Annotated in this window: 18 protein-coding genes and 1 riboswitch; of the genes, 10 read left to right on the top strand and 8 right to left on the bottom strand. The window is 62.9% G+C overall.

The annotated features are described in order from the left end of the window. The first annotated feature begins 56 nt into the window (after positions 1 to 56). A complete protein-coding gene (locus tag JOD78_RS10665) occupies positions 57 to 1940 on the top strand; it encodes an AI-2E family transporter (RefSeq protein WP_121042858.1) in 1884 nt (627 codons plus the stop codon). Positions 1941 to 2044: 104 nt separating this feature from the next. On the opposite strand, the gene ilvD is transcribed toward JOD78_RS10665, so the two are convergent. Both ilvD and JOD78_RS10655 read right to left on the bottom strand, forming a co-directional pair. After that, positions 2045 to 3907 carry a dihydroxy-acid dehydratase gene (gene ilvD / locus JOD78_RS10660; RefSeq protein ID WP_121042856.1) on the bottom strand — a complete coding sequence of 621 codons (1863 nt, stop codon included), beginning with the start codon at positions 3905 to 3907 and terminating at the stop codon, positions 2045 to 2047. A 198-nt stretch (positions 3908 to 4105) separates the two neighbouring features. Beyond that, positions 4106 to 5548, bottom strand: a complete 1443-nt coding sequence (locus JOD78_RS10655) for an MFS transporter (protein ID WP_209568106.1) — start codon at positions 5546 to 5548, stop codon at positions 4106 to 4108. A gap of 409 nt (positions 5549 to 5957) precedes the next feature. Here JOD78_RS10655 and JOD78_RS10650 point away from each other — a divergent pair, with 409 nt between their 5' ends. Next, on the top strand, positions 5958 to 6911 hold the full coding sequence (locus JOD78_RS10650) for a 2-hydroxyacid dehydrogenase (protein ID WP_121042854.1): 954 nt from the start codon (positions 5958 to 5960) through the stop codon (positions 6909 to 6911). A 68-nt stretch (positions 6912 to 6979) separates the two neighbouring features. Then, on the top strand, positions 6980 to 7900 hold the full coding sequence (locus JOD78_RS10645; protein WP_121042852.1) for a LysR family transcriptional regulator: 921 nt from the start codon (positions 6980 to 6982) through the stop codon (positions 7898 to 7900). Positions 7901 to 7902: 2 nt separating this feature from the next. Here JOD78_RS10645 and mntP read toward each other — a convergent pair whose 3' ends face one another. The 4 genes from mntP to JOD78_RS10620 form a co-directional block, all read right to left on the bottom strand. Next, positions 7903 to 8484, bottom strand: a complete 582-nt coding sequence (gene mntP / locus JOD78_RS10640) for a manganese efflux pump MntP (RefSeq protein WP_121042850.1) — start codon at positions 8482 to 8484, stop codon at positions 7903 to 7905. An 8-nt stretch (positions 8485 to 8492) separates the two neighbouring features. Next, positions 8493 to 8673, bottom strand: a riboswitch (yybP-ykoY riboswitch). 151 nt (positions 8674 to 8824) lie between these two features. Next, entirely contained in the window at positions 8825 to 9526 is a 702-nt protein-coding gene (locus JOD78_RS10630) for a hypothetical protein (RefSeq protein ID WP_121042848.1), read from the bottom strand. Then, positions 9502 to 10854: a DUF6402 family protein gene (locus JOD78_RS10625; protein ID WP_134040273.1), complete on the bottom strand. Its 1353-nt coding sequence runs from the start codon at positions 10852 to 10854 to the stop codon at positions 9502 to 9504. The genes JOD78_RS10630 and JOD78_RS10625 overlap by 25 nt, the downstream gene beginning before the upstream one ends. A 190-nt stretch (positions 10855 to 11044) precedes the next feature. Next, a complete protein-coding gene (locus JOD78_RS10620; protein WP_209568108.1) occupies positions 11045 to 11974 on the bottom strand; it encodes a cation diffusion facilitator family transporter in 930 nt (309 codons plus the stop codon). Positions 11975 to 12241: 267 nt separating this feature from the next. Here JOD78_RS10620 and JOD78_RS10615 point away from each other — a divergent pair, with 267 nt between their 5' ends. Together JOD78_RS10615 and JOD78_RS10610 are read left to right on the top strand one after the other, a co-directional pair. Next, positions 12242 to 13879 (top strand): FapA family protein, encoded by a 1638-nt coding sequence (locus JOD78_RS10615; RefSeq protein ID WP_121042842.1) that lies wholly within the window; start codon positions 12242 to 12244, stop codon positions 13877 to 13879. Between the two features lie 111 nt (positions 13880 to 13990). Then, the gene (locus JOD78_RS10610) at positions 13991 to 14389 is read left to right on the top strand and encodes a hypothetical protein (protein WP_121042840.1); all 399 of its coding nucleotides are present in this window, start codon (positions 13991 to 13993) and stop codon (positions 14387 to 14389) included. Positions 14390 to 14410: 21 nt separating this feature from the next. Here JOD78_RS10610 and JOD78_RS10605 read toward each other — a convergent pair whose 3' ends face one another. Continuing rightward, positions 14411 to 15259: a LysR family transcriptional regulator gene (locus JOD78_RS10605; RefSeq protein WP_034331884.1), complete on the bottom strand. Its 849-nt coding sequence runs from the start codon at positions 15257 to 15259 to the stop codon at positions 14411 to 14413. A 124-nt stretch (positions 15260 to 15383) separates the two neighbouring features. Here JOD78_RS10605 and JOD78_RS10600 point away from each other — a divergent pair, with 124 nt between their 5' ends. The 5 genes from JOD78_RS10600 to JOD78_RS10580 all read left to right on the top strand — a co-directional run bounded on the left by JOD78_RS10600 (position 15384) and on the right by JOD78_RS10580 (position 18960). Beyond that, on the top strand, positions 15384 to 16397 hold the full coding sequence (locus JOD78_RS10600; RefSeq protein ID WP_209568110.1) for a bile acid:sodium symporter family protein: 1014 nt from the start codon (positions 15384 to 15386) through the stop codon (positions 16395 to 16397). 127 nt (positions 16398 to 16524) lie between these two features. Then, positions 16525 to 16896 carry a VOC family protein gene (locus JOD78_RS10595; RefSeq protein WP_121042838.1) on the top strand — a complete coding sequence of 124 codons (372 nt, stop codon included), beginning with the start codon at positions 16525 to 16527 and terminating at the stop codon, positions 16894 to 16896. A 123-nt stretch (positions 16897 to 17019) separates the two neighbouring features. After that, positions 17020 to 17769 carry a YafY family protein gene (locus JOD78_RS10590; RefSeq protein ID WP_166675034.1) on the top strand — a complete coding sequence of 250 codons (750 nt, stop codon included), beginning with the start codon at positions 17020 to 17022 and terminating at the stop codon, positions 17767 to 17769. A 115-nt stretch (positions 17770 to 17884) separates the two neighbouring features. After that, positions 17885 to 18307: a DUF2325 domain-containing protein gene (locus tag JOD78_RS10585; protein WP_034331887.1), complete on the top strand. Its 423-nt coding sequence runs from the start codon at positions 17885 to 17887 to the stop codon at positions 18305 to 18307. Positions 18308 to 18438: 131 nt separating this feature from the next. Continuing rightward, entirely contained in the window at positions 18439 to 18960 is a 522-nt protein-coding gene (locus JOD78_RS10580) for a hypothetical protein (RefSeq protein WP_034331888.1), read from the top strand. A gap of 98 nt (positions 18961 to 19058) precedes the next feature. Here JOD78_RS10580 and JOD78_RS10575 read toward each other — a convergent pair whose 3' ends face one another. Next, the gene (locus tag JOD78_RS10575; RefSeq protein WP_121042834.1) at positions 19059 to 19883 is read right to left on the bottom strand and encodes a diguanylate cyclase; all 825 of its coding nucleotides are present in this window, start codon (positions 19881 to 19883) and stop codon (positions 19059 to 19061) included. Positions 19884 to 20097: the final 214 nt, after the last annotated feature.

The raw sequence follows: 20097 nt of genomic DNA, 5'->3' as shown, positions 1-20097 counted from the left end.
CGGCTATACTCGCGCTGCATTCCTGACCGGCCTGCCTTCCTGCCCACATCCACGCCATGCAAAACCTCAAGACTTCCGCCTTCTCGCGCCTGAGCTCCACTACCCTGCTGGGGGCTGCTGTGGTGCTGGGCATGCTCTACTTCGGCCGCGACATCCTGGCTCCGCTGGCCGTAGCCGGCATCGCCAGCCTGATCATCCTGCCGCTGGTGAGGAAACTCGATGCCCTGGGCCTGAACCGGGCGGCGGCGGCCATGGTCTCGGTGCTGCTGGTCGGTGGCTGCCTGGTGGCACTGGCGGTGGTGCTGACCTTCCAGCTGGTGAGCGTGACCAGCGACCTGCCGCAATATCGCGAAGGTATCCAGGACAAGGTGGAAAGCGTGCGCGCCATGGCCGAGCGCCCCTTCGCCAGGCTGGAAGCCGAACTGAGCGCGGTAATCCCGCAGCCGGTTCCGGAGAGCGCGCGCAGCGGCAAGAAAAACAGCCGGACCGCAGCCGCCGCCGCTGCAGCGGCGGCCACGCCCGAAGCCGATACCCGCATGTCGGTGCGCGGTGCCTTGCGGCGGCTGTTTGCGCTGGCCTGGGGGCCGATCGGCCAGGCCGGCATCGTGCTGGTGCTGCTGGTATTCATCCTGCTGGAACAGGAGTCCCTGCGCGAACGCCTGATCCGCCTGGCCGGGCTGACCGAGATGAGCCGCACCATGCAGGCGCTGGGCGATGCCGCCGAGGGCGTGTCGCGTTTCTTCTTTTCGCAGTTCGTGGTCAACCTGGTGTTCGGACTCATCATGGGCGCGGTGCTGGCCGCCGGCGGCGTGCCGCATGCGGTGCTGTGGGGGGCGCTGGCCGGGGTGCTGCGTTTCGTTCCTTACCTGGGCGCGCTGGCGTCCGGACTGATGATTTCGGTCTTCATCGCCGCCATTGATCCGGGCTGGTGGCTGGCGCTGTCCTTCCTGGCCTTCTACGTGGGGCTGGAAGTGATCGTGGCCAACTTCATCGAGCCGCGCGTGTATGGTCACAGCTCCGGTCTCTCTCCGCTGGCGGTGATCGTCTCGGCGCTGTTCTGGGGCACGCTGTGGGGCCCCATCGGCTTGCTGCTTTCCACCCCGTTGACGCTGTGCCTGGTGGTGGCCGGACGCCACGTGGCCGCACTCGAACCGATCACCATCCTGCTGGGCGAAGCGCCCGACATGACTCACGCGGAGCGCTTCTACCAGCGCGCCCTGGCCGGTGAATCCGAGGCCATCATCCGTGATGCACGCGGCCATCTTCAGAAGCAGAGCTTCGCCAAGTATTGCGACCAGATCCTGCTGCCGGGCCTGGCCTTGGCGGCATTGGACCTGCGCCATGGCCGCATCGAGGGTGCGCAGCAAGAACGGCTGCTGCATTCGGTGTCGCAACTCACCGAAGTGCTCACGCAGAGCCCGGGGGCGCCACGCAGCCTGCGTCGCCGGCGCGAAGTGCCGCTGCTCAACAGCGGCGTGGGCGCGCACCTGCGCGAACTGCGTCAGGCGCGGCTGGGCCGCTGGCAGGGGTCGCTGGATGTACCGCAGGGTTCGGTGGTGCTGTGCGGCGGCTTGCGCGGGGAGCGCGATGACCTGCTCTCCGAACTGCTGGTGCATGCACTGCGCGTGACCGGCATCGATGCCCGCAGCATCACGCTGGACCAGCCGGAGGAAGAACAGCCAGATACCAGCAAGGCGGAACTGGTATCCATCGTATTCCTGGTCTATCCGGTGCGCGAGAAGCTGGAGGCGTGGATGGCGGTGGTGCATGACCTGCGCGAGAACCTGCCGCATGCGCTGCTGGTCACCATCCGCCCCTCATTCTTCAATGAAGAGGTAGAGGCCACGACCGTGAAAGAACAGGTGGACATGGTGCTGTCGTCCTTCGAAGAAGGGCTGGCGTTTGCGTCTACGCATATGCGGCCGGCGATCAAGGCGTAAGCCCGCGCAACCTCAATGCGCAGGAGAAAAAAAACCGCCCGGCTCGCACCGGACGGTTTTGCTTTTGCAGCGTCGTTTCGTCGCGGTCAGTGAGGTCGCACGTATCAACGCTTCAACTGCGACAAATCACGCACGGCACCTCGATCAGCCGACGTGGTCAGCGCCGCATAAGCCTGCAGTGCCTGCGAGACCACGCGCTGGCGGTTGCCCGGCTGCCACGCGGCATCGCCACGGGCGTCCATCTCGCTACGGCGCTTGGCCAGTTCTTCACCGGAGATGCGCAGGTTGATGGTGCGGTTGGGGATGTCGATATCGATCATGTCGCCCTCTTCCACCAGGCCGATGGCACCGCCTTCGGCCGCTTCCGGCGACGCGTGGCCGATCACCAGGCCCGAGGAACCGCCGGAGAAGCGGCCATCGGTGAACAGCGCGCAGGCCTTGCCCAGACCCTTGGACTTGATGTACGAAGTCGGGTACAGCATTTCCTGCATGCCGGGGCCGCCCTTGGGGCCTTCATAGCGCACGATGACCACATCACCGGCCTTGACCTTGTCGCCCAGGATGCCTTCGACGGCCGCGTCCTGGCTCTCGAAGACGCGTGCGGTGCCGGAGAACTTCAGGATGCTTTCATCCACGCCAGCGGTCTTGACGATGCAACCCTTCTCGGCGATGTTGCCGTACAGGACCGCCAGGCCGCCGTCTTGCGAGTAAGCGTGTTCGCGATCGCGGATGCAGCCGTTGGCGCGGTCCAGGTCGCTGTCTTCAAAACGCTCTTCCTGCGAGAAGGCCGTCTGCGTGGGCACGCCACCGGGGGCGGCACGGAACAGCTTGTGCACGGCCGGATCGCTGGTGACGCGGATGTCGAATTTCTCGATGGCTTCGCCCAGGGTCTTGCTGTGCACGGTCGGACGCGAGGTGTCCAGCAGGCCGGCACGGGCCAGCTCACCCAGGATGGCGATGATGCCGCCGGCACGGTGCACGTCTTCGATGTGGTACTTGTTGGTCATCGGCGCGACCTTGCACAGGCAGGGGACCTTGCGCGAGATGCGGTCGATGTCGGCCATGGTGAATTCCACCTTGGCTTCGTGGGCTGCGGCCAGCAGGTGCAGCACGGTGTTGGTGGAGCCGCCCATGGAGACGTCCAGGGCCATGGCGTTTTCCCAGGTTTCCTTGGTGCAGATGTTGCGCGGCAGGATGCTGTAGTCGTCCTGTTCGTAGTGGCGCTTGGCCAGTTCGACGATCAGGCGGCCGGCGCGCAGGAACAGTTCCTTGCGGTCGGCGTGGGTCGCGAGAACGGTGCCATTGCCCGGCAGCGACAGGCCCAGCACTTCGGTCAGGCAGTTCATCGAGTTGGCGGTGAACATGCCTGAGCAGGAACCGCAGGTCGGACAGGCCGAACGTTCCACTTCGGCCACGTCGGCGTCGGAGATATTCTTGTCACCGGCCTGGATCATGGCGTCGACCAGGTCGAGCTTGATGACCTTCTTGTCGGTGTTGACGGTCTTGATGACCTTGCCGGCTTCCATCGGCCCGCCGGAGACGAAGACCACGGGGATGTTCAGGCGCATGGCGGCCATCAGCATGCCCGGGGTGATCTTGTCGCAGTTGGAGATGCAGACCATGGCGTCGGCACAGTGGGCGTTGACCATGTATTCCACCGAGTCGGCGATCAGGTCGCGCGAGGGCAGCGAATACAGCATGCCGTCGTGGCCCATGGCGATGCCGTCATCCACGGCGATGGTGTTGAATTCCTTGGCCACGCCGCCGGCCGCCTCGATCTCGCGCGCGACCAGCTGGCCCAGGTCCTTCAGGTGCACGTGGCCGGGCACGAACTGGGTGAAGGAGTTCACGACCGCAATGATGGGCTTGCTGAAATCGCCATCCTTCATGCCGGTGGCACGCCACAGCGCACGCGCGCCGGCCATGTTGCGGCCTTGGGTGGTGGTATAGGAACGGTAGGTCGGCATGATGGGTGTCTCCTCAGGGCTGCTTAGGGAAAAAGGGAGCACAAGAGTGCCTTCGGGGAGAGTGTTTGTCCAATATATAATTCGATGCCTATTAATATCCGTTGGATATTATTCCAAAACAACATGGATAGCCTCTTCAGGCAAGCAAAAGGCCCGCACCATGGCGGGCCCTCAGCGCTTTCACGGCTCAGATGAGACTCAGGCTTCCTCTTCGGCCTTCCTCACGGTAATCGGTTCTACCACGCTCAGCAGCAGCACCAGGCACAGCAGCGAGGTGCCGACCATGTAGAGGAAGACACTGGTCCAGTCATAGCGATCCAGCAGCATGCCCACCGCCAGGGGGGCGCAAGCCCCACCGATCTGCCCCAGCGAATTGACGATGCCGAACGCGGTCGGATAGGTGGACTTGGTCGCCAGCCCCATCGGATAGGCGGAATACCCGGCAAAGCCGATGCCCAGCATCAGGCCCGACAGCATCAGCATGGCCCCGAGATACAGCACGCTGTCCGGCGCTTCCACCAGCATCAGCGTCATCACGGCCGTGCCCAGCGCACCCAGCAGCATCATGGGCTTGCGGCGGCCACCGAGCAGGCGATCCGAGATGATCCCGCCCAGCATGTTGCCGGCCACCGCACCGATGAAGGGAGCCGAGGCCAGGAAACCCATCTTCACCGAGGCAAACCCCTTGACCGTCACAAGGTAGGTCGGGATCCATGACATGAAGATGTTGCTGATGCCGATCATGCAGCCATAGCCGATGGCCACGCCGATCACGTTCCAGGAGGTGAAGACCTGGCGCAGCGTTTCCAGACGCGGCACGCGGCGGGTGCGGTTGATGCCGTCCAGCCAGGGCATCGGTGTCACTTGCGCGCCTTGGGCCGGGCGTGCGCCGCTGCTGGCCGGACCGGCCGACAGGTCCTGCGTGATGTAGCGGCGTTCGGCCTCATTGCAGAAGCGATTCTCGGCCGGCGAATTGGTCACCAGAAAGAACCACAGAATCGCCAGGAAAATGCCCGGCACCGCAAATACGTAAAAGATTTCGCGCCAGCCCCAGAGCTGGATGACGATGATGCAGACCGTCGGCACGATCAGCGGGCCGAGCTTGGAGGCGGCAATCCAGAGCCCGGTGGCAGTGCCCTTTTCCTCGGGCGGGAACCAGCGGTTGATGACGTTGGTACAGCCGATGCCCAGCGGACCTTCCGACAAACCCAGGCCGACGCGGTAGAGCTGCAACAGCAGCACCGAGGAGGTCGTGCCCATGAGGCCGGTGAAGAGCGAGGTCAGCAGCATGAAGACCGAAAACAGAATGCCGGTGGTCTTTTCGCTCAGGCGCTTGTACATCAGCCCGACCGGAATCTGCACGATGCCGTAGGCAAACGAAAACAGGCTCACGATCAGCCCGGCTTCGGTATTGGAGATGCCGTATTCCTTCTTCATGTACGGCAGGGCGATGCCGAAATTGGCGCGATCGGCGCAGGCGATGGCCCAGATCATGAAGATCAGGCCCATCACCACCCAGCGATAGCGGGTCGGTTTCTGCTGGGCCAGCGGTGCGGACGCGCTGGCGGCCGGGGCTGCGGATGAGGCGGATGCGGCGGAACTGCGGCGGCCGACCGGGTCGGCGGCGTCGACGTGATTCATCGTCGGACTCCTTGGGCGTGTCTCGTGTTTATCGTTATGGATGGCGGCAATGGCGTGGCACTGCCGCGCTCAGGACGGCAGCGTGCGGCCGGTCCGGGGTGATCCCAGGTTCATGCTTGTCTCCTGTGCGGGTGGCGGGCTTTGTTGTGTGTCCCTTGAGGGATCTGTTGACGCCCGGCATTCTTTGCGGCCCCTGCGTGTCTCGGTGGCCGACGCTGGGAATCATGGCGGCGGCCCTGCATGGCGTCCAATCTTTTCTGGCTATCAGGTGATGTGCGGATTGAATCGATACTGATACCGAATCAGTCACCATTTCGTGAATCAATTGATAGCCTTTTCGGATTGGACGCCCTGCCCGAATGCCCGCATCATCCGCCGGCATTGCCACCGAACGAGAAGGAGTCCCCCCATGAAACGCCACGTGCTGCAGCTCAATCCCATCCTGGTCCCGGCCATCAACGACAAGCTGGAAAGCCTCTATCACATGCACCGCCTGTTCGAGCAGGACGACAAGGAGGCCTACATCGAGCGCCATGGTGCGGTGATCGAAGGCGTCATCACCGGCGGCCACACCGGCATCAGCAATGCGCTCATGGATCGCCTGCCGGCGTTGAAGGTGGTGGCGGTCAATGGTGTCGGGACCGATGCGGTGGACCTCAACCATGCGCGCAGCAAGGGCCTGCCGGTGACCGGCACCTTCGGCGCACTGACCGAAGATGTGGCTGACCTGGCCTTGGGGCTGATGCTGGCGGTGAGCCGGCAGATCTGTCCGGGCCATGCCTTCGTGCAGCGCGGTGACTGGGTGCGCCATCCTTCGCCGACGGCCATTCCACTGTCGCGCCGCCTGAGCGGCAAGCGCGTGGGCATCGTCGGCATGGGCAAGGTGGGCCGCGCCATCGCCCAGCGCGCAGCGGCCTTCGGCTGCCCGATCGCCTATACCGACCTGCGCGCCATGGAGGACCTTCCCTACACCTTCCAGGCCGAGCTGCTGCAACTGGCGCGCGAGAGCGATGTGCTGGTCCTGGCGGCCGCCGCCGACAAGGCGCAAGGCATCATCAACGCCGCCGTGCTCGATGCGCTCGGACGCGAAGGCGTCCTCATCAACATCGCGCGCGGCAAGCTGGTGGTTGAAGAGGATCTGGTGGATGCCCTGCAGCGCGGCGTGATCGCCGGTGCGGGTCTGGATGTGTTCGTGGATGAACCCAACGTACCGGCGGCCTTGTTGCAAATGGACCAGGTGGTTCTGCAAGCCCATCGCGCCAGCGCCACCGTGGAATCGCGTACGGCCATGGGCGAGATGGTGCTGGCCAGCCTGGCGCAAGGTCTGGCCGGACAGCGGCCGGAGGGCAGCCTCACCACCTGAACAGGATCATGGCCGTGGCCGGGAGCGTAACTGCCTATAATGCACGCTCCCCTTACCGGCGAATCCCCATGCTCGATCTGGCTCAAGTCCGTTGTTTCGTGGTCGCTGCGACCGAACTCAATTTCCGTCGTGCAGCGGCGCTGCTGAACATGACCCAGCCGCCCCTGTCGCGGCAGATCCATCTGCTGGAACACAGGCTGGGCGTGCAATTGTTTGAACGGGTCGGACGCACCGTGCGCCTGACCACCGAAGGCCGGGTGTTCCTGGCCGATGCTTCACGCCTGCTGCAATTGTCGGAACAGGCCGAGAGCACGGTGCGCCGCGCCAGCCAGGGCAAGACCGGGCGGGTGCGGGTCGGCTTTACTGGTGCGGCCGGCTATGAGCTGATTCCTGAGCTGCTGATGCAGGCGCGCAAGAGCCTGCCCGAGATCGACGTGGTGCTGTTCGAACTGATTTCGGTGTCGCAATTGGAAGCCTTCACCGCCAACACCATCGACATCGGCTTCCTGCGGCCGGTCTCATCACGCCAGCCGCTGGAGTTGCAACTGGTGGATGACGAGCCACTGGTGCTGGCCATGCCGCAAGGCCACGCGCTGGCCGCGCATGAGCGCATCGCCACGGCCCAGCTCGATGGCCAGCCCTTCATCATGCATTCGCCCACGCATGGAAAATATTTCTACGAACGCATCATGGCCATGCTGGGTGCGGCGGACGTCAAACCGGATTTCACGCAATACATCGACCAGAGCCACACCATCCTGTCGCTGGTGCGTGCCGGGCTGGGCGTAGGCATCCTGCCGGCCTCGGCCCAGCGCTTCCATTACGACCGGGTGGAATTCCGTCCGCTGGCAGGCGAAGTGCCGCGTGCCGAGATGAGCATGGCCTGGCGTGCGGACCAGGACAATCCGGCGGTCACGGCCTTCCGCCTGATGGCCGCCGACTACTGTGCCGAACGCGCAGCCAGGCTGCGTCCGGCGGCACCAGCCTGATATCAGCCGCCCGCGCGGCTCAGGTGTTCATAGAGGATCGCCGCACCCACGCCAATCAACACCACGCCACCGATGATCTCGGCACGCTTGCCGATCAGGTGGCCCAGCACGCGGCCGACCATCACGCCGATGGTGACCATGGTGGTGGTGGCCAGGCCGATCAACAGCGCGGCTTCGAGGATGTTGACGTCGATGAAGGCCAGGCCCACGCCCACGGCCATGGCGTCGATGCTGGTGGCCACCGCAGTGAGGGCCAGCATGACCACGGATTGCTTCTGCGGGGTAGCACTGGCCTCTTCTTCCTCATCATCGTCGCTCAAGCCTTCGCGGATCATGCGCGCACCCAGCACCAGCAGCAGCACGAAGGCGATCCAGTGATCCCATTCCGAGACCCACTTGGTGGCGACAGAACCGGCGAACCAGCCGATCAGCGGAGTGATGGCTTCGATCACGCCGAACAGCAGGCCGATGCGCAATGCCTGCAGGAAGCGAGGCTTCTGCATGGCGGCGCCCTTGCCGATGGCGGCCGCAAAGGCGTCCGTGGACATCGCCAGCGCGAGGAGAAGGAGAGCGGGGAAATTCATGAGCGGGGATTCCTTGGCCGGGCGAAAAGTCCATGGACGCGCCTGCGCGCCCAGCCTGGCCGCAGGATACGTCTATGGTCTCGCCTACCTGGATGGCTACCCGCGCCACGGCAGCGATGCTGCCGAGAATGTTGACACGGGCTCTTCCGGATGACCCGGAAGCTGGCTACTCCCCAAAGAGAAGCCCGGATTTTAAACGAAGACGGCCGAGCTAGACAAGTTGTCGTGCCGGGTTCGTCAGAATGCTGCGGCGTACGCTACACAATGTATTGCCACATGGACATTTTGATGAAATGTACGACGCGACTCGCACAAGCACGCGTACCAGATCGTGAATGGTTCAGTCCAGCAAAGGAATGCGCGCACGAATCCAATCGAAGCGTGAAGGCGGGATCGGGATGCGGATATCCGGCCCAAACGCATTGGGCGCAATGATCTCCTCATCGTCGAATTGCAAGGGCTCATGGAATGAAATACCGGCTTGCCAATTAACCGAATAATGCCGCCGCGCCAGTGTTTCCCCGTGCTCGTCCAGCACGCTGAGTTCGAGCTGGTCATTGTCACCATCCTGGGGGCGCGGATTGGAACCGCATATCCGGATCTCATAAGTAACGCCGTTGAAGTCCTTGCGGCCTGCATTGAGCGTAGTGGGAGAATTGTAGAACTCGCAGCGGCCATATTGCGGGCCGAACAAACTGGTAGCAGAGACGATCAGCCCATACGAAAGCAACAGAGCATACGCAACGGTCGCGGTCCGATATCCACGTCGCAGAGAGGGTGATGCCACGACGGACGTTTCCCTTGCGATCCACGCCAGGAAGCCTAAGAGCGCAATGATCAATGCACCCGCTTGACTGATCGCCATGAGATTCCAGCTTGCATCCTCGCTGAGGTGCCACATCAGGACGGGAGTCCTGACACCGAACAGCGGTGGGACGATGAAAAGCAAAATCAGGATCGCCGGTGGCACAGCAACCACGAAGAGTACCGTGCAAAGGGTACCTAGCAGCAAACGCCTCACATAGGTTCCGGGGCGCAACATAGCGTCTCCAGCTTGAATCGAATAGCTTGTTTCAGCTTCAGATACTTCGGTTTTGAATACACCATGAAATCGCCACCTTGCTCGTGCCGTTCTCGCCATTCGTTATACGTTCGGTTGAACACGGGAAAATAGATGTCTTTCGCGCGCTGCCTGCGTATCCACCCTTGCCGGGTATCAACCAGCATTTCGATTCCTTTATCGGTGAGATAGGGAGTGTGCAAACCGCTGCGATCTTGTTTGGCACTCCCTAAATCTGTTTGTACGTCCACATGAAGATTCCACGTAGGTGGAATCACTTGCGCCAGATATCTCCCATCGACCCGATCACTGAACATGCCACCCACGGTAACGATGACGCCGGTTTTATTCCAGTGGCCGAGATACTGTGACTTGACCTTGCCATCAGCGTCATTGAATGAATAGTTATCTTTGACATAGACGAAGACGTGGGTGATCTCCACGATGGGATCCATACAAAACGTCTTGGTTCTTCCTTTGTTGTCATATCGATGGTACCGCTCGCCGGTCACTGTGAAATTACCCACAGCAGCATAGATATTGAAGTTGGCCAAAGCACCAGTCAAATCCGACATGGCATTTCCATTTGCCGTATCGGAGGTCGACACCGCGACGAACTGGAATTGCCAGTCGTTGGCAAACTGTCTCAAGTCCTTGGTTTGATCGCCTGTGTTGAAGCTCATTGCGCTCATGCTCTTTTCTGCAAATGCCTCCCTTAGATAACGGCTGATTTTCTTGCGAAGTACCAGCAAACTGTTTTCGCTGTAAATCCCCGTGGAAAGCAACTCTTCATACCGCTGCCTGACCTTTCCAAATCCCAAGACCCAATCCAGGGTGACGGTCGTATCGTCGATGGGTTGTATCGAAGAACTGTCATCGTCATAGACATGTCGCTCCCGACCAAACCAGCTTCGTGCCAATGCAGCTGCGACGGGCCATCGTATGTTCTCCATCGCGATGGGGACATCCTGAAGATCAAACACGGGGGGCTTATCACAGGTCTCGATAGAGTCTTCTCGGCCTGATACCGCTTCAGGCAATACTTCGGAAGATTTCTTCCGGCTGCGGTCAGCCAGCTCTTTTTCTTGGCCTTTCGTCATTGGGGCCTGTTGTTTCTTTTGCTGCCCCTCTCGAGAGGAAGGCACCGAAGATTTCTTTTCGCGACCAGGAGGCAGGCGGTCCAGACTCACGCCCGAAGGGGAATCAAGGGGAACACATCCGCGCTCAGTGCGACGAAAGCGCAAAATATTTCCACCGGAACCGCGAGAGTAAGCATCGAGCTGGAAGTAAGGTAATTTTCTTGAACCCATGGAAATTCTCGAAAGAAGAGAATTTGCGATGGTATTTCTTGGCAGATAGCCAATTCAAGGTAGTTGAAGGTCGCCAGAAATGAACGTTTTGGGTAGCCCCCATTTGCCAGGTGTCATATCAGGCAACCTGATGCATGAGAAATTCATGGATCGGTTCAAGCGAAACGAAACAGATGCAGCGGTACCCCGTTCATGATTGTTCCACCGGATCCACATGCGTCATCACATCCAGCACAGGATGCGCTTCCAGCACCCGGCGCCGCGCGTCGATGGCAATGGCATGGCCTTCGGTGACGGTGAGCGTGCCATCGATTTCCAGATGCACGTCCACCAGCGTGAGATCGCCCATGCGCCGCGTGCGCAAGTCATGCACCCCCTGCACTCCGGGCGTGGCGAGGATGGTAGCGCGGATGGCCTCGCCTTCTTCAGCGGACACGGCGCGGTCCATCAGGTCATGCAGCGCGCTCCAGAAAAATCCCCAGCCGGTGCGCACCACCATCAAGCCCACCACCGCCGCGGCCACCGGATCCAGCAAGGTGAAGCCCGCCAGGCTGCCGACGATGCCCAGCGCCACCACCAAAGAGGAAGCCGCATCCGAACGCGCATGCCAGGCATTGGCCACCAGCATGCTGGAACGCACGCGCTCGGCGATGCGCAGCATGTAGCGGAACAGCAGTTCCTTGGCCAGCAAGGCCGCCAGCGCCACCCACAAGGCCGCCACATGGACCGGCGGCGTCTCGCCATAGTGCTGGATCTTCTGGGCCGCCGACACCAGCATGCCCAGGCCCACCGCCAGCAGCAATGCACCCAGCGCCAGCGAGGCCGCCGTTTCGTAACGCTGGTGACCATATTGGTGATCGTCGTCAGCCTGCTTGCGGCTGTGATGGCCCGCCAGCAGCACCACGAAATCGGAAATGAGATCGGACAGCGAATGAATGCCGTCCGCAATCAGGGCCTGCGATCCTGAGAACACGCCGGCCGTGACCTGCAGCATCACCAGCGCGATGTTGACCACGATGCTCACCAGCGTACTGGTGCGGCCAGCGCGATAACGGGCCGCACTCAATGCCTCATCGCGAGGATCGTCCCCCTTGAAGTCTTCTATTTGGGTACTTAACATAAAACCAACGATAAGAGCCTAATCTAGAGCCAAAATTGGCAAAACTTGTGCTATCGAACAAATTACTGGATCATCTTGCCACATTACAATGTCATCCGTATTGCGTCAGGGGGACTGCCGCCGCTTTTTTGCCGGTGCGGTCAGCAACGCGCCGGATCACGGCCCGCACCTCCATCGCACGACAAGACATCCCCGCGTACCTGGCTGGCGCCATGACACGCGAGCGATCCGAGACAGACCCGGTGCAGCCTTACATCGAGGAACAGCATGAACCAAGCAACTCCGCAACCGCTGTCGTTTGCGTTCGACAGGGCCAGCGGCGAACTGAGCGCCACCTGGCAACCCATACAGGGATTCCCGCCGCTGACGCTGGCCTTCCTGAAACAGGCCATGACCGATCATGGGCTGACCAAACTGTTTTTCCAGGATTCGGTCCTCAATGGCTTCGTGCGCAAGGCCGAGGATGCCAAGGAACCCGTCACCCAGGTCATCGCCGAACGGCGCGATGGCGAATTCTCGCTGGATGTGTCCGATGACCTGATGATGGCCTCGCTGACCCTGGTGCCGCCCTACGGTGGCCGCGCCAAGAGCGTGGAAGTGGTCAACGCCATCCGCGCCGCCGGCATCACTTACGGCATCCTGCACGAGCAGCTGCGCGGGGCGCTCTCGGCCGGCTTCTGCAACAAGCTGGTGGTGGCGCAAGGCCTCATGCCCACGCCTGCCGAGCCGGCCCGTTTCGAGAGCCTGCTGGAAGAGAAGGAAGAAGAGCTGGCCGACATCGACGAAGATGCCGTGGTCTCCTATGCCGACATGGGCCACATCCTGCTGGTCAAGGTCGGTGATCCGCTGATGCGCCGCACGCCACCGGTACCGGGCCAGGATGGCATCGACATCCGCGGCGGCAAGGTGCCGGCACGGCCGATTGCCGACGTTCCCTTCGCCAAGGAATGCATCGGTGCCGAACCGAGCGAGGAAGACCCCGACCTGCTGGTGGCCATCGTGCCGGGCCAGCCCACGGTCATCAAGAATGGCGTGAAGGTCAACCCGGTGCTGGATGTGGAAAACGTCGACCTCTCCACCGGCAACCTGAGCTTCGAAGGCACGGTGCGCGTCTCCGGTGACGTGCTTACCGGCATGAAGATGAATGTGGGCGGCGACGTGGTCATCAACGGCACCGTTGAAGCGGCCGAGATCGTGGCCGGCGGCAGCGTCACGGTCAAGGGCGGCGTGATCGGCCACAGCGAAGGCGTCACCGCCCAGGCCGGCACCACCGCCATTGCCTCGCGCATCAGTTCACAGAAATCGGTGCAGGTGATGTTTGCCGAGAGCGCCCACATCGAAGCTGCCGACGACATCCTGGTACTCGGCAACGCCCGTCACTGCGAGCTGCTGGCCGGCAACGAGATCACGGTCGGCAAGGGCAATCCGCGTACCGGCCACATCATCGGCGGCCGCGTGGAAGCGACCAACATCATCCGCGCCAACGTGATCGGTGCGTCCACCACCACGCATACGCGCGTCCAGGTCGGCCTCGATCCGTATCTGGAAGAGAAGATCGCCATCAAGGAACAGGAATACACCCGCAAGGTGGCCGAGCTCGATCGCACCATCAAGCAGCAGAGCTACTACAAGCTCAATCCCGAAAAGGCCACCCCCGAACTGCTGCATGAAACCAGCGACAAGCGCAAGGCGCTGGCCTACGAGGTCAAGGTGCTGCTGGAAGAAGTGAGCCAGATGAAGGAAGGCATGGTCGCTGCCGAGGACGCACGCATCATCGTCGCCAAGGCGGTCTACGAAGGTACGGAATTGCGCATCGGGCACGAAGTGTGGCCGGTGCAATCCGACCTGGGTGGCGGCACCGCACAGCTGTTCGAAGGCGATATCCGCTACAACCCGAAAAAGTAGTTTTCCAAGGTTTTTCTTGTTTTCCGCCAGCCTGTGGATAAATCGTTTATAGCATTTGCACTTCGGTTATCCACAGGCCGTTCCGCGCTCACGCACTGATAGCTCCCGCTCATGCAAGATCTGCTCCCCCATCCGGACCTGGCGCAACTGCGCGCCCTGGCAGCCGACAGTGCGGCCATCACTATCGATTGCAATTGCCGCGCGGCCGACAGCAGCGGCTGGATCAGCCTGCCGCTGTCGCTGCCGGAAACGCAACTGGTGGACGTGGCCACGCTCATTGCCGATCCCTACGACGAACCGACCTTCACCGAATACCATCCGCAGGGCACGCGCTACGCCTCGCCCGAGGCTCCCATCGCGCCGGCCTGGTATCCGTACAACCGCTGCAATATCGCGCGTTGCACGCAATGCGCACGCCACTACCTGCGCTACATGGAAGCCGGTGGTTATTTCGTGGATCGCCGCATCCGTTCACTGAATGCTCCGGCGCTGATCGTCGAGGCGGCCTGAAAACCGCTCCCGCTGTGCTGTTCAGCCCCGGCTCAAGCGGCTGGCCATCAGGATCTGGTACAGCGTATCCGCCGGCCGCGACAAGCGCCGCGCGGTGAGCGCCACATATTCCACATCCGGCAGGCGCGGCAGCGCCGCATGATTCAGCGGCACCACCAGGTCACGCGAGGCCAGATGCTGCGGCAACGCCGCCAGCCCCAGCCCGCCGCGTGCCGCCGCCATGCAGCCCGCATGACTGCCGCTGGTGCAGACGATGCGCCAGTGATGGCCTGACTTGCCCAGTGCCTGCAAGGTGGCCGCACGCGTGATGCTGGGCTCGGGCAGCAGGATCAGCGGCAAGGGTTCGGTGAGGTCAACCAAGGTATCGGGCCGCGTGAGCCACTGCATGGGCGTGGAGAACATGCTGTGCCCGCGCGATTCGCCGGCCCGCCGCTTGCCGACCAGCAAGTCCAGCTTGCCTTGGTCCAGCGAGGCATAGAGCTCGCTGGTGAGGCCGATGGTGATTTCCAGTTCGACTTCCGGATGCTGGCTGCGAAAGGCCGCCAGCATGTCCGGCAGCGGGCCCATGGCGAGGTCGTCGGAGGTGCCGAAGCGCACCCGGCCACGCAGGCGCGGGGCGCTGAACTGCGCTTCGGCGCGGGCATGCGCCTGCAGGATCAGGCGCGCATGGACCAGCAGGCTTTCGCCATCAGCGGTCAGTGCCAGCGAATGCGTATCGCGCACGAAGAGGCGGCGGCCCAGGCTCTCTTCCAGGCGGCGGATGTGGTCGCTCACCGTCGATTGCGTCAGCCCGAGCTGGCGCCCGGCCTCGGTGAAGCTGGACGAGGTCGCGGCAGTAGCGAAGGTCTGGAGCCAGAGCGGATTGAGCATGCGGCCATTATCATCGGAGTTTCCGATGACAGTCAACGTGATCAGAGGGGTTCCCGATGGCCGTGCGCTTTCCTATCATGAGGGCAAACCCGAATCGTCCCTTCATTTTTTCCGCGAGCGCGCCATGAACCGCTTTCTCCCCGACCGCTTCACCCAGTTGCTCATCGGCACCGTGCTGCTGGCCACCTTCTTCCCGGCCACCGGCAGCTTCGAGCACTTCATGCACATCGCCAGCAATGCGGCCATCTCGCTGCTGTTCTTCCTGCATGGCGCCAAGCTCTCGCGCGAGGCGGCGCTGTCCGGACTGAAGGAGCCGCGCCTGCACCTGCTGACGCTGGCCTCGACCTTCCTGCTGTTTCCCCTGCTGGGCCTGGCCTTGAAGAGCATCGTGCCGGATCTGCTGACGCCGCAACTGTGGATGGGCGTACTGTTCGTCTGTACGCTCTCCTCCACCGTGCAATCCTCGATCGGCTTTACCTCCATCGCGCGCGGCAACGTGCCGGCGGCGATCTGCGGTGCCACTGCATCGAACCTGCTGGGCATCGTCATCACGCCGCTGCTGGTGACCTTGCTGCTGCATCGTCATCACGAAGCCAACGGCATGTCGCAGGTGCTGAGCATCCTGCTGCAACTGCTGCTGCCCTTCGTGCTGGGCAACCTGATGCGTCCCTGGATCGGTGACTGGATCAATCGCCACAAGGTCATCGTCAATGTCGTCGATCGCGGCGGCATCCTGCTGTCGGTCTATGCCGCCTTCAGCGTGGCCGTGGCGCAGGGTGTGTGGCACCTGTTCCCGCCGGGGCAGCTGGCCTTGCTGGTGCTGGTCAATGCGGTGCTGCTGGGGACCGTGCTGCTGGCGACCACCTATGGCGCCCGCGCCCTGAAGATGCCGCGCGGCGATGAAATCGTACTGGTCTTCTGCGGCTCCAAGAAGTCGCTGGCCTCGGGCATCCCCATCGCTTCAGTGCTGTTTGCCGGCAGCGGGGCAGCGGTGGTGCTGCTGCCGATCATGCTGTTCCACCAGATGCAGCTGATGCTGTGCGCGGTACTGGCGCGGCGCTATGCGGCTCGCAAGGAAAGTGAACAAAGCGGCGAGCACCCGCAGCAGGAGGGCGTACCAGCGGCGGCGACGCGCTGATTGCTGACCGTTTCTTCCCGCGGGCGCGAGGGCTACTGACAGGACGGTGTCAGTAGCCCTCGCGCATGATGCGTTCCATGCCAGCCGGCATAGACAACGCTCCCCTCCCAAGAAAAGGAAGAACATCATGCAAACCCAAGTCAACTGGTTCGAGATCGCCACCAAGGACCTGCAGCGCGCCACCCGCTTCTACGAAGCCGTCTTTGCCACCAGGCTGCGCCAGGAGCAGCTGTCCGAGGAAGGCCCGATGGCCATCTTCGTGCGCGATGACGGCCAGTCCATCGGCTGCCTGACCGGCCCCGGCTGGCTGGAGCCGACCCGCCAGGGCACGCTGATCTACCTCGATGCCGGCCCCTCGATCCAGGCCGTGCTCGACCGCGTCAAGGCGGCCGGCGGTGAAGTGACCATGGAGCGCTTCCAGCTGCCCAACGATATCGGCTACATCGCCCAGTTCATCGACAGCGAAGGCAATCGCCTGGCCTTGCACGCGATGCATTGAACGGACCGGATCGGCTCGCCAGGCCAGCGCCATGCCCGCATCTTGCACAGCAGCATCGAAGTTCGTGGCGGGCCGGGAGCATGCGTGCCAGAATGGCGCGCATCATTTTTTCCTCTGCCTGTCATGCGTCGAGCCGACCGCCTGTTCCAGATCACCCAGTACCTGCGCGGACGCCGTCTCACCACGGCGCGCCAGCTGGCGCAATGGCTGTCGGTGTCGGAACGCACGGTCTATCGCGACATCCGCGATCTTTCGCTGTCGGGCGTGCCGGTGGATGGCGAAGCCGGGGTCGGCTACCGCATCAAGCCTGGCTATGACCTGCCGCCGCTGATGTTCAACGCCGATGAAATCGATGCGCTGGTGATCGGCATGCGGATGGTGCAAGCCTGGGGCGGCCCGCAGCTGGGCGCCTCGGCGGCCTCGGCACTGGCCAAGGTGGTGCTGGCCCTGCCCAAGGAAAAACGCGATTTCGTCGAGGCCACGCCGCTCTTTGCGCCGGCCATGCAGGACGACTGCGGCCAGGGCGAGCGGCTGGAAGCCATCCGCCAGGCCATCAACAGCCGTCACAAACTGCTGCTGCATTACACCGATGCCCAGCAACGCAGCAGCCAGCGGGTGGTGTGGCCGCTGGCGCTGGCCTTCTTCGGCGGCACCTGGCTCTTGGCCGCCTGGTGCGAAACGCGTGACGATTTCCGCTCCTTCCGCCTGGACCGCGTCCGGCAGATGAGCGAACAAGGCCATTATCCTGACCGCAATGGCCGCCGCCTGCCGGACTTCGTGCGGGCCATGCAGCGCCAGGTGCGCGCACAGCAATCCTCCGCGGCGGCTCCGGCAACACCACCGGCGCCTGCCGCCCCGCCGCCCGCTGCCTGACCGGGCGTGGCGCTGCGCCAACGCAAAGCGCATATGCTGCTGCAAATTGATTCGTTCGCAAGCCGGGGCACCGGGGTTAGGCTGGGACCGTCACTCACTTCCTGCGAGTCCCTTCATGCGTGCTGCTGCCTCTGCTTCCGCTTCGGCCTCCACGGCCGGCCCCATCGCCTTGTCCCTCGGTGACCGCTGTGTGCTCTGCGTCGGCGGCCTGACCGGTGCCCGCAATCACTACCGGGCCGAGATCGAAACCCGCGCCGGGCGCTTCCTGCATCACGATGGCGGACGCGAGGACAACCTGCACCGGCTCACGCCCATGCTGGCCGCCGCCGACATCGTCATCTGCGCCTCCGGCAACATCAGCCACAACGCCTACCACCTGGTCAAAAGCACCTGCAAGAAGCTGGGCAAGCCCTGCGTGCTGGTCAAGGGCACCGGCATCGCCTCTTTCCTCGATGGCCTGGGCCACCTGGCCGCCAGCGAAGCACCGCAGGAAGGACGCTCGGCCCGCGGCGACCGGGTGTTGCGCGGCAAGCGCTAGGTGATTCCTGCCGACAACAAAAATATCCTGCTGTTTGGAAAAAATCTCAAATCCCCCCTACAATCGACTCCCCGGCCCGCCCTGCGTGCCGTACCGACAACATGCCAAGACGGCAATTTCCGGGAGTTCGTTTGAAGATCGTATCTCGCCTGCGCACCTGCCTGCGCCCGCGCCTGTGCGCGCTGGTGCTGACGCTGGCCGGTGCCGTGGCCGGCGCACCGGCGGCGCAGGCCGCGCCACAACCCAGCTTCGGCATTGAGGTCGGCAATGCCTTGCTGTGCCTCAACCAGCTCAACAGCAAGTATTTCTTCGATTACCTGGTGGCCGCCTTCGGCCCGCCCTACAAGACCGAGGGCGGAGCCTACTGGTTCAAGGCCACCAATGTCACGCTGTGGGGCATGCAGGCCACCGATTTCCTGGTCAATGACAGCAGCAGCCAGGCCGACTTCATCGGCGCGTATTTCAACACCACGCCGGTCAAGCTGACCGATGCCATCAAGGGCGCACTGGGCATCCGCTTCACTCCCGAAGATGATTCAGCCTATCCGATGAGGCAGTCGCAGGCCGGCAGCAAGATCGTCTACAACGATACCAACGCCAAGATGTATTGCGCCAAGTCCAAGTTCCTGGTGCCGGGGCCCGAGCAGCCCTGAACGCGGAGCGTCGAAGAACCATGAAAAATGCGGCCCGGTGGGACACCACGGGCCGCATTTTTCATTGGGGCAGCGGGTAGCGGCTAGCGCTATGCAGCTCAAGCCTTGCGGAAATCGTCGGTGGTGCGGATGCAATCGCGCCCCGCTGCCTTTGCCAGGGCCAGCGCCTTTTCCGATTCGCGCAGCACGGTATCGGGTTCGTCGACCTGACGCTGCGGGGCCACGGCGGCGATGCCGATGCTGATGGTCACGCGGCCGGTCGGGCTGGCGCTGTGCTCGATGTTGAGCTGTTCGATCGACTTGCGGATGCGTTCGGCCACGATCAGTGCGCCGTCCAGGCGCGAACCCGGCAACAGCACGGCAATCTCCTGGGTACCGAAACGCGAGAGCAGATCTTCCGGACGCACGTTGGTATCGCGGATGGCGCTGCCGACCCGGCGCAAGACCTTGTCGCCGGCCATGCGGCCATAGCTGGCGTTGTATTCATCGAAGAGATCGATGTCGATCATGATGATGGCCAGCGACAGGTTGGTGCGCGCCGCGCGGTTGAATTCTTCCAGCAGGCCGCGCTCGAACTGGCGGCGGTTGGCCAGGCCGGTCAGCGCATCTTCCAGGCCGACGCGGGCCAGGGTCTTTTCCATTTCTTCCAGGTGGGTGCGGGCATCATCGCGTTGCTCCACCAGTTGCTTGTGCTCTTCCTGCAGCTGCTGCATGCCGGCCTCCAGACCGGACAGCGGTTGCAGCAGTTGCCGCGCCAGCACCCAGGACAGCAGGGCCGACACCAGCACCAGGACCACGGCAGCGACCGCCAGGCCCTGCGTGCTGCCATTCATGGCCATGGCGGTCAGCACGATGGCGGTGAGCAGCGCAGCGGCGGTGCCGGACAGGGTCAGGCGTGTTTGGAGTTGACGGGACAGGGACATAAGCTGAAAACCGACTTTCCTAAAAGAGAGGTTCGGCACCGGCAGGACAGGCGCGGCAGGCACGGCAGTGATGGGCGGCAATATGGCCACGCGAAATCGTACAGGCTAGTTCGCTGCGATGCAACGCGATTGCCGCCCTGCACGCAGGATAGGCGTGCTTGTCAGGGCGCTGTCATGAGGACGTCAGGCCGGGTGTGAGGAATTCACGACAAAC

This window comes from Herbaspirillum sp. 1130, from assembly GCF_017833835.1.
Lineage (GTDB): Bacteria > Pseudomonadota > Gammaproteobacteria > Burkholderiales > Burkholderiaceae_D > Herbaspirillum > Herbaspirillum huttiense.
Note: the sequence above shows the minus strand (reverse complement) of the source record. Positions and strands in the feature narration are given on the sequence as shown.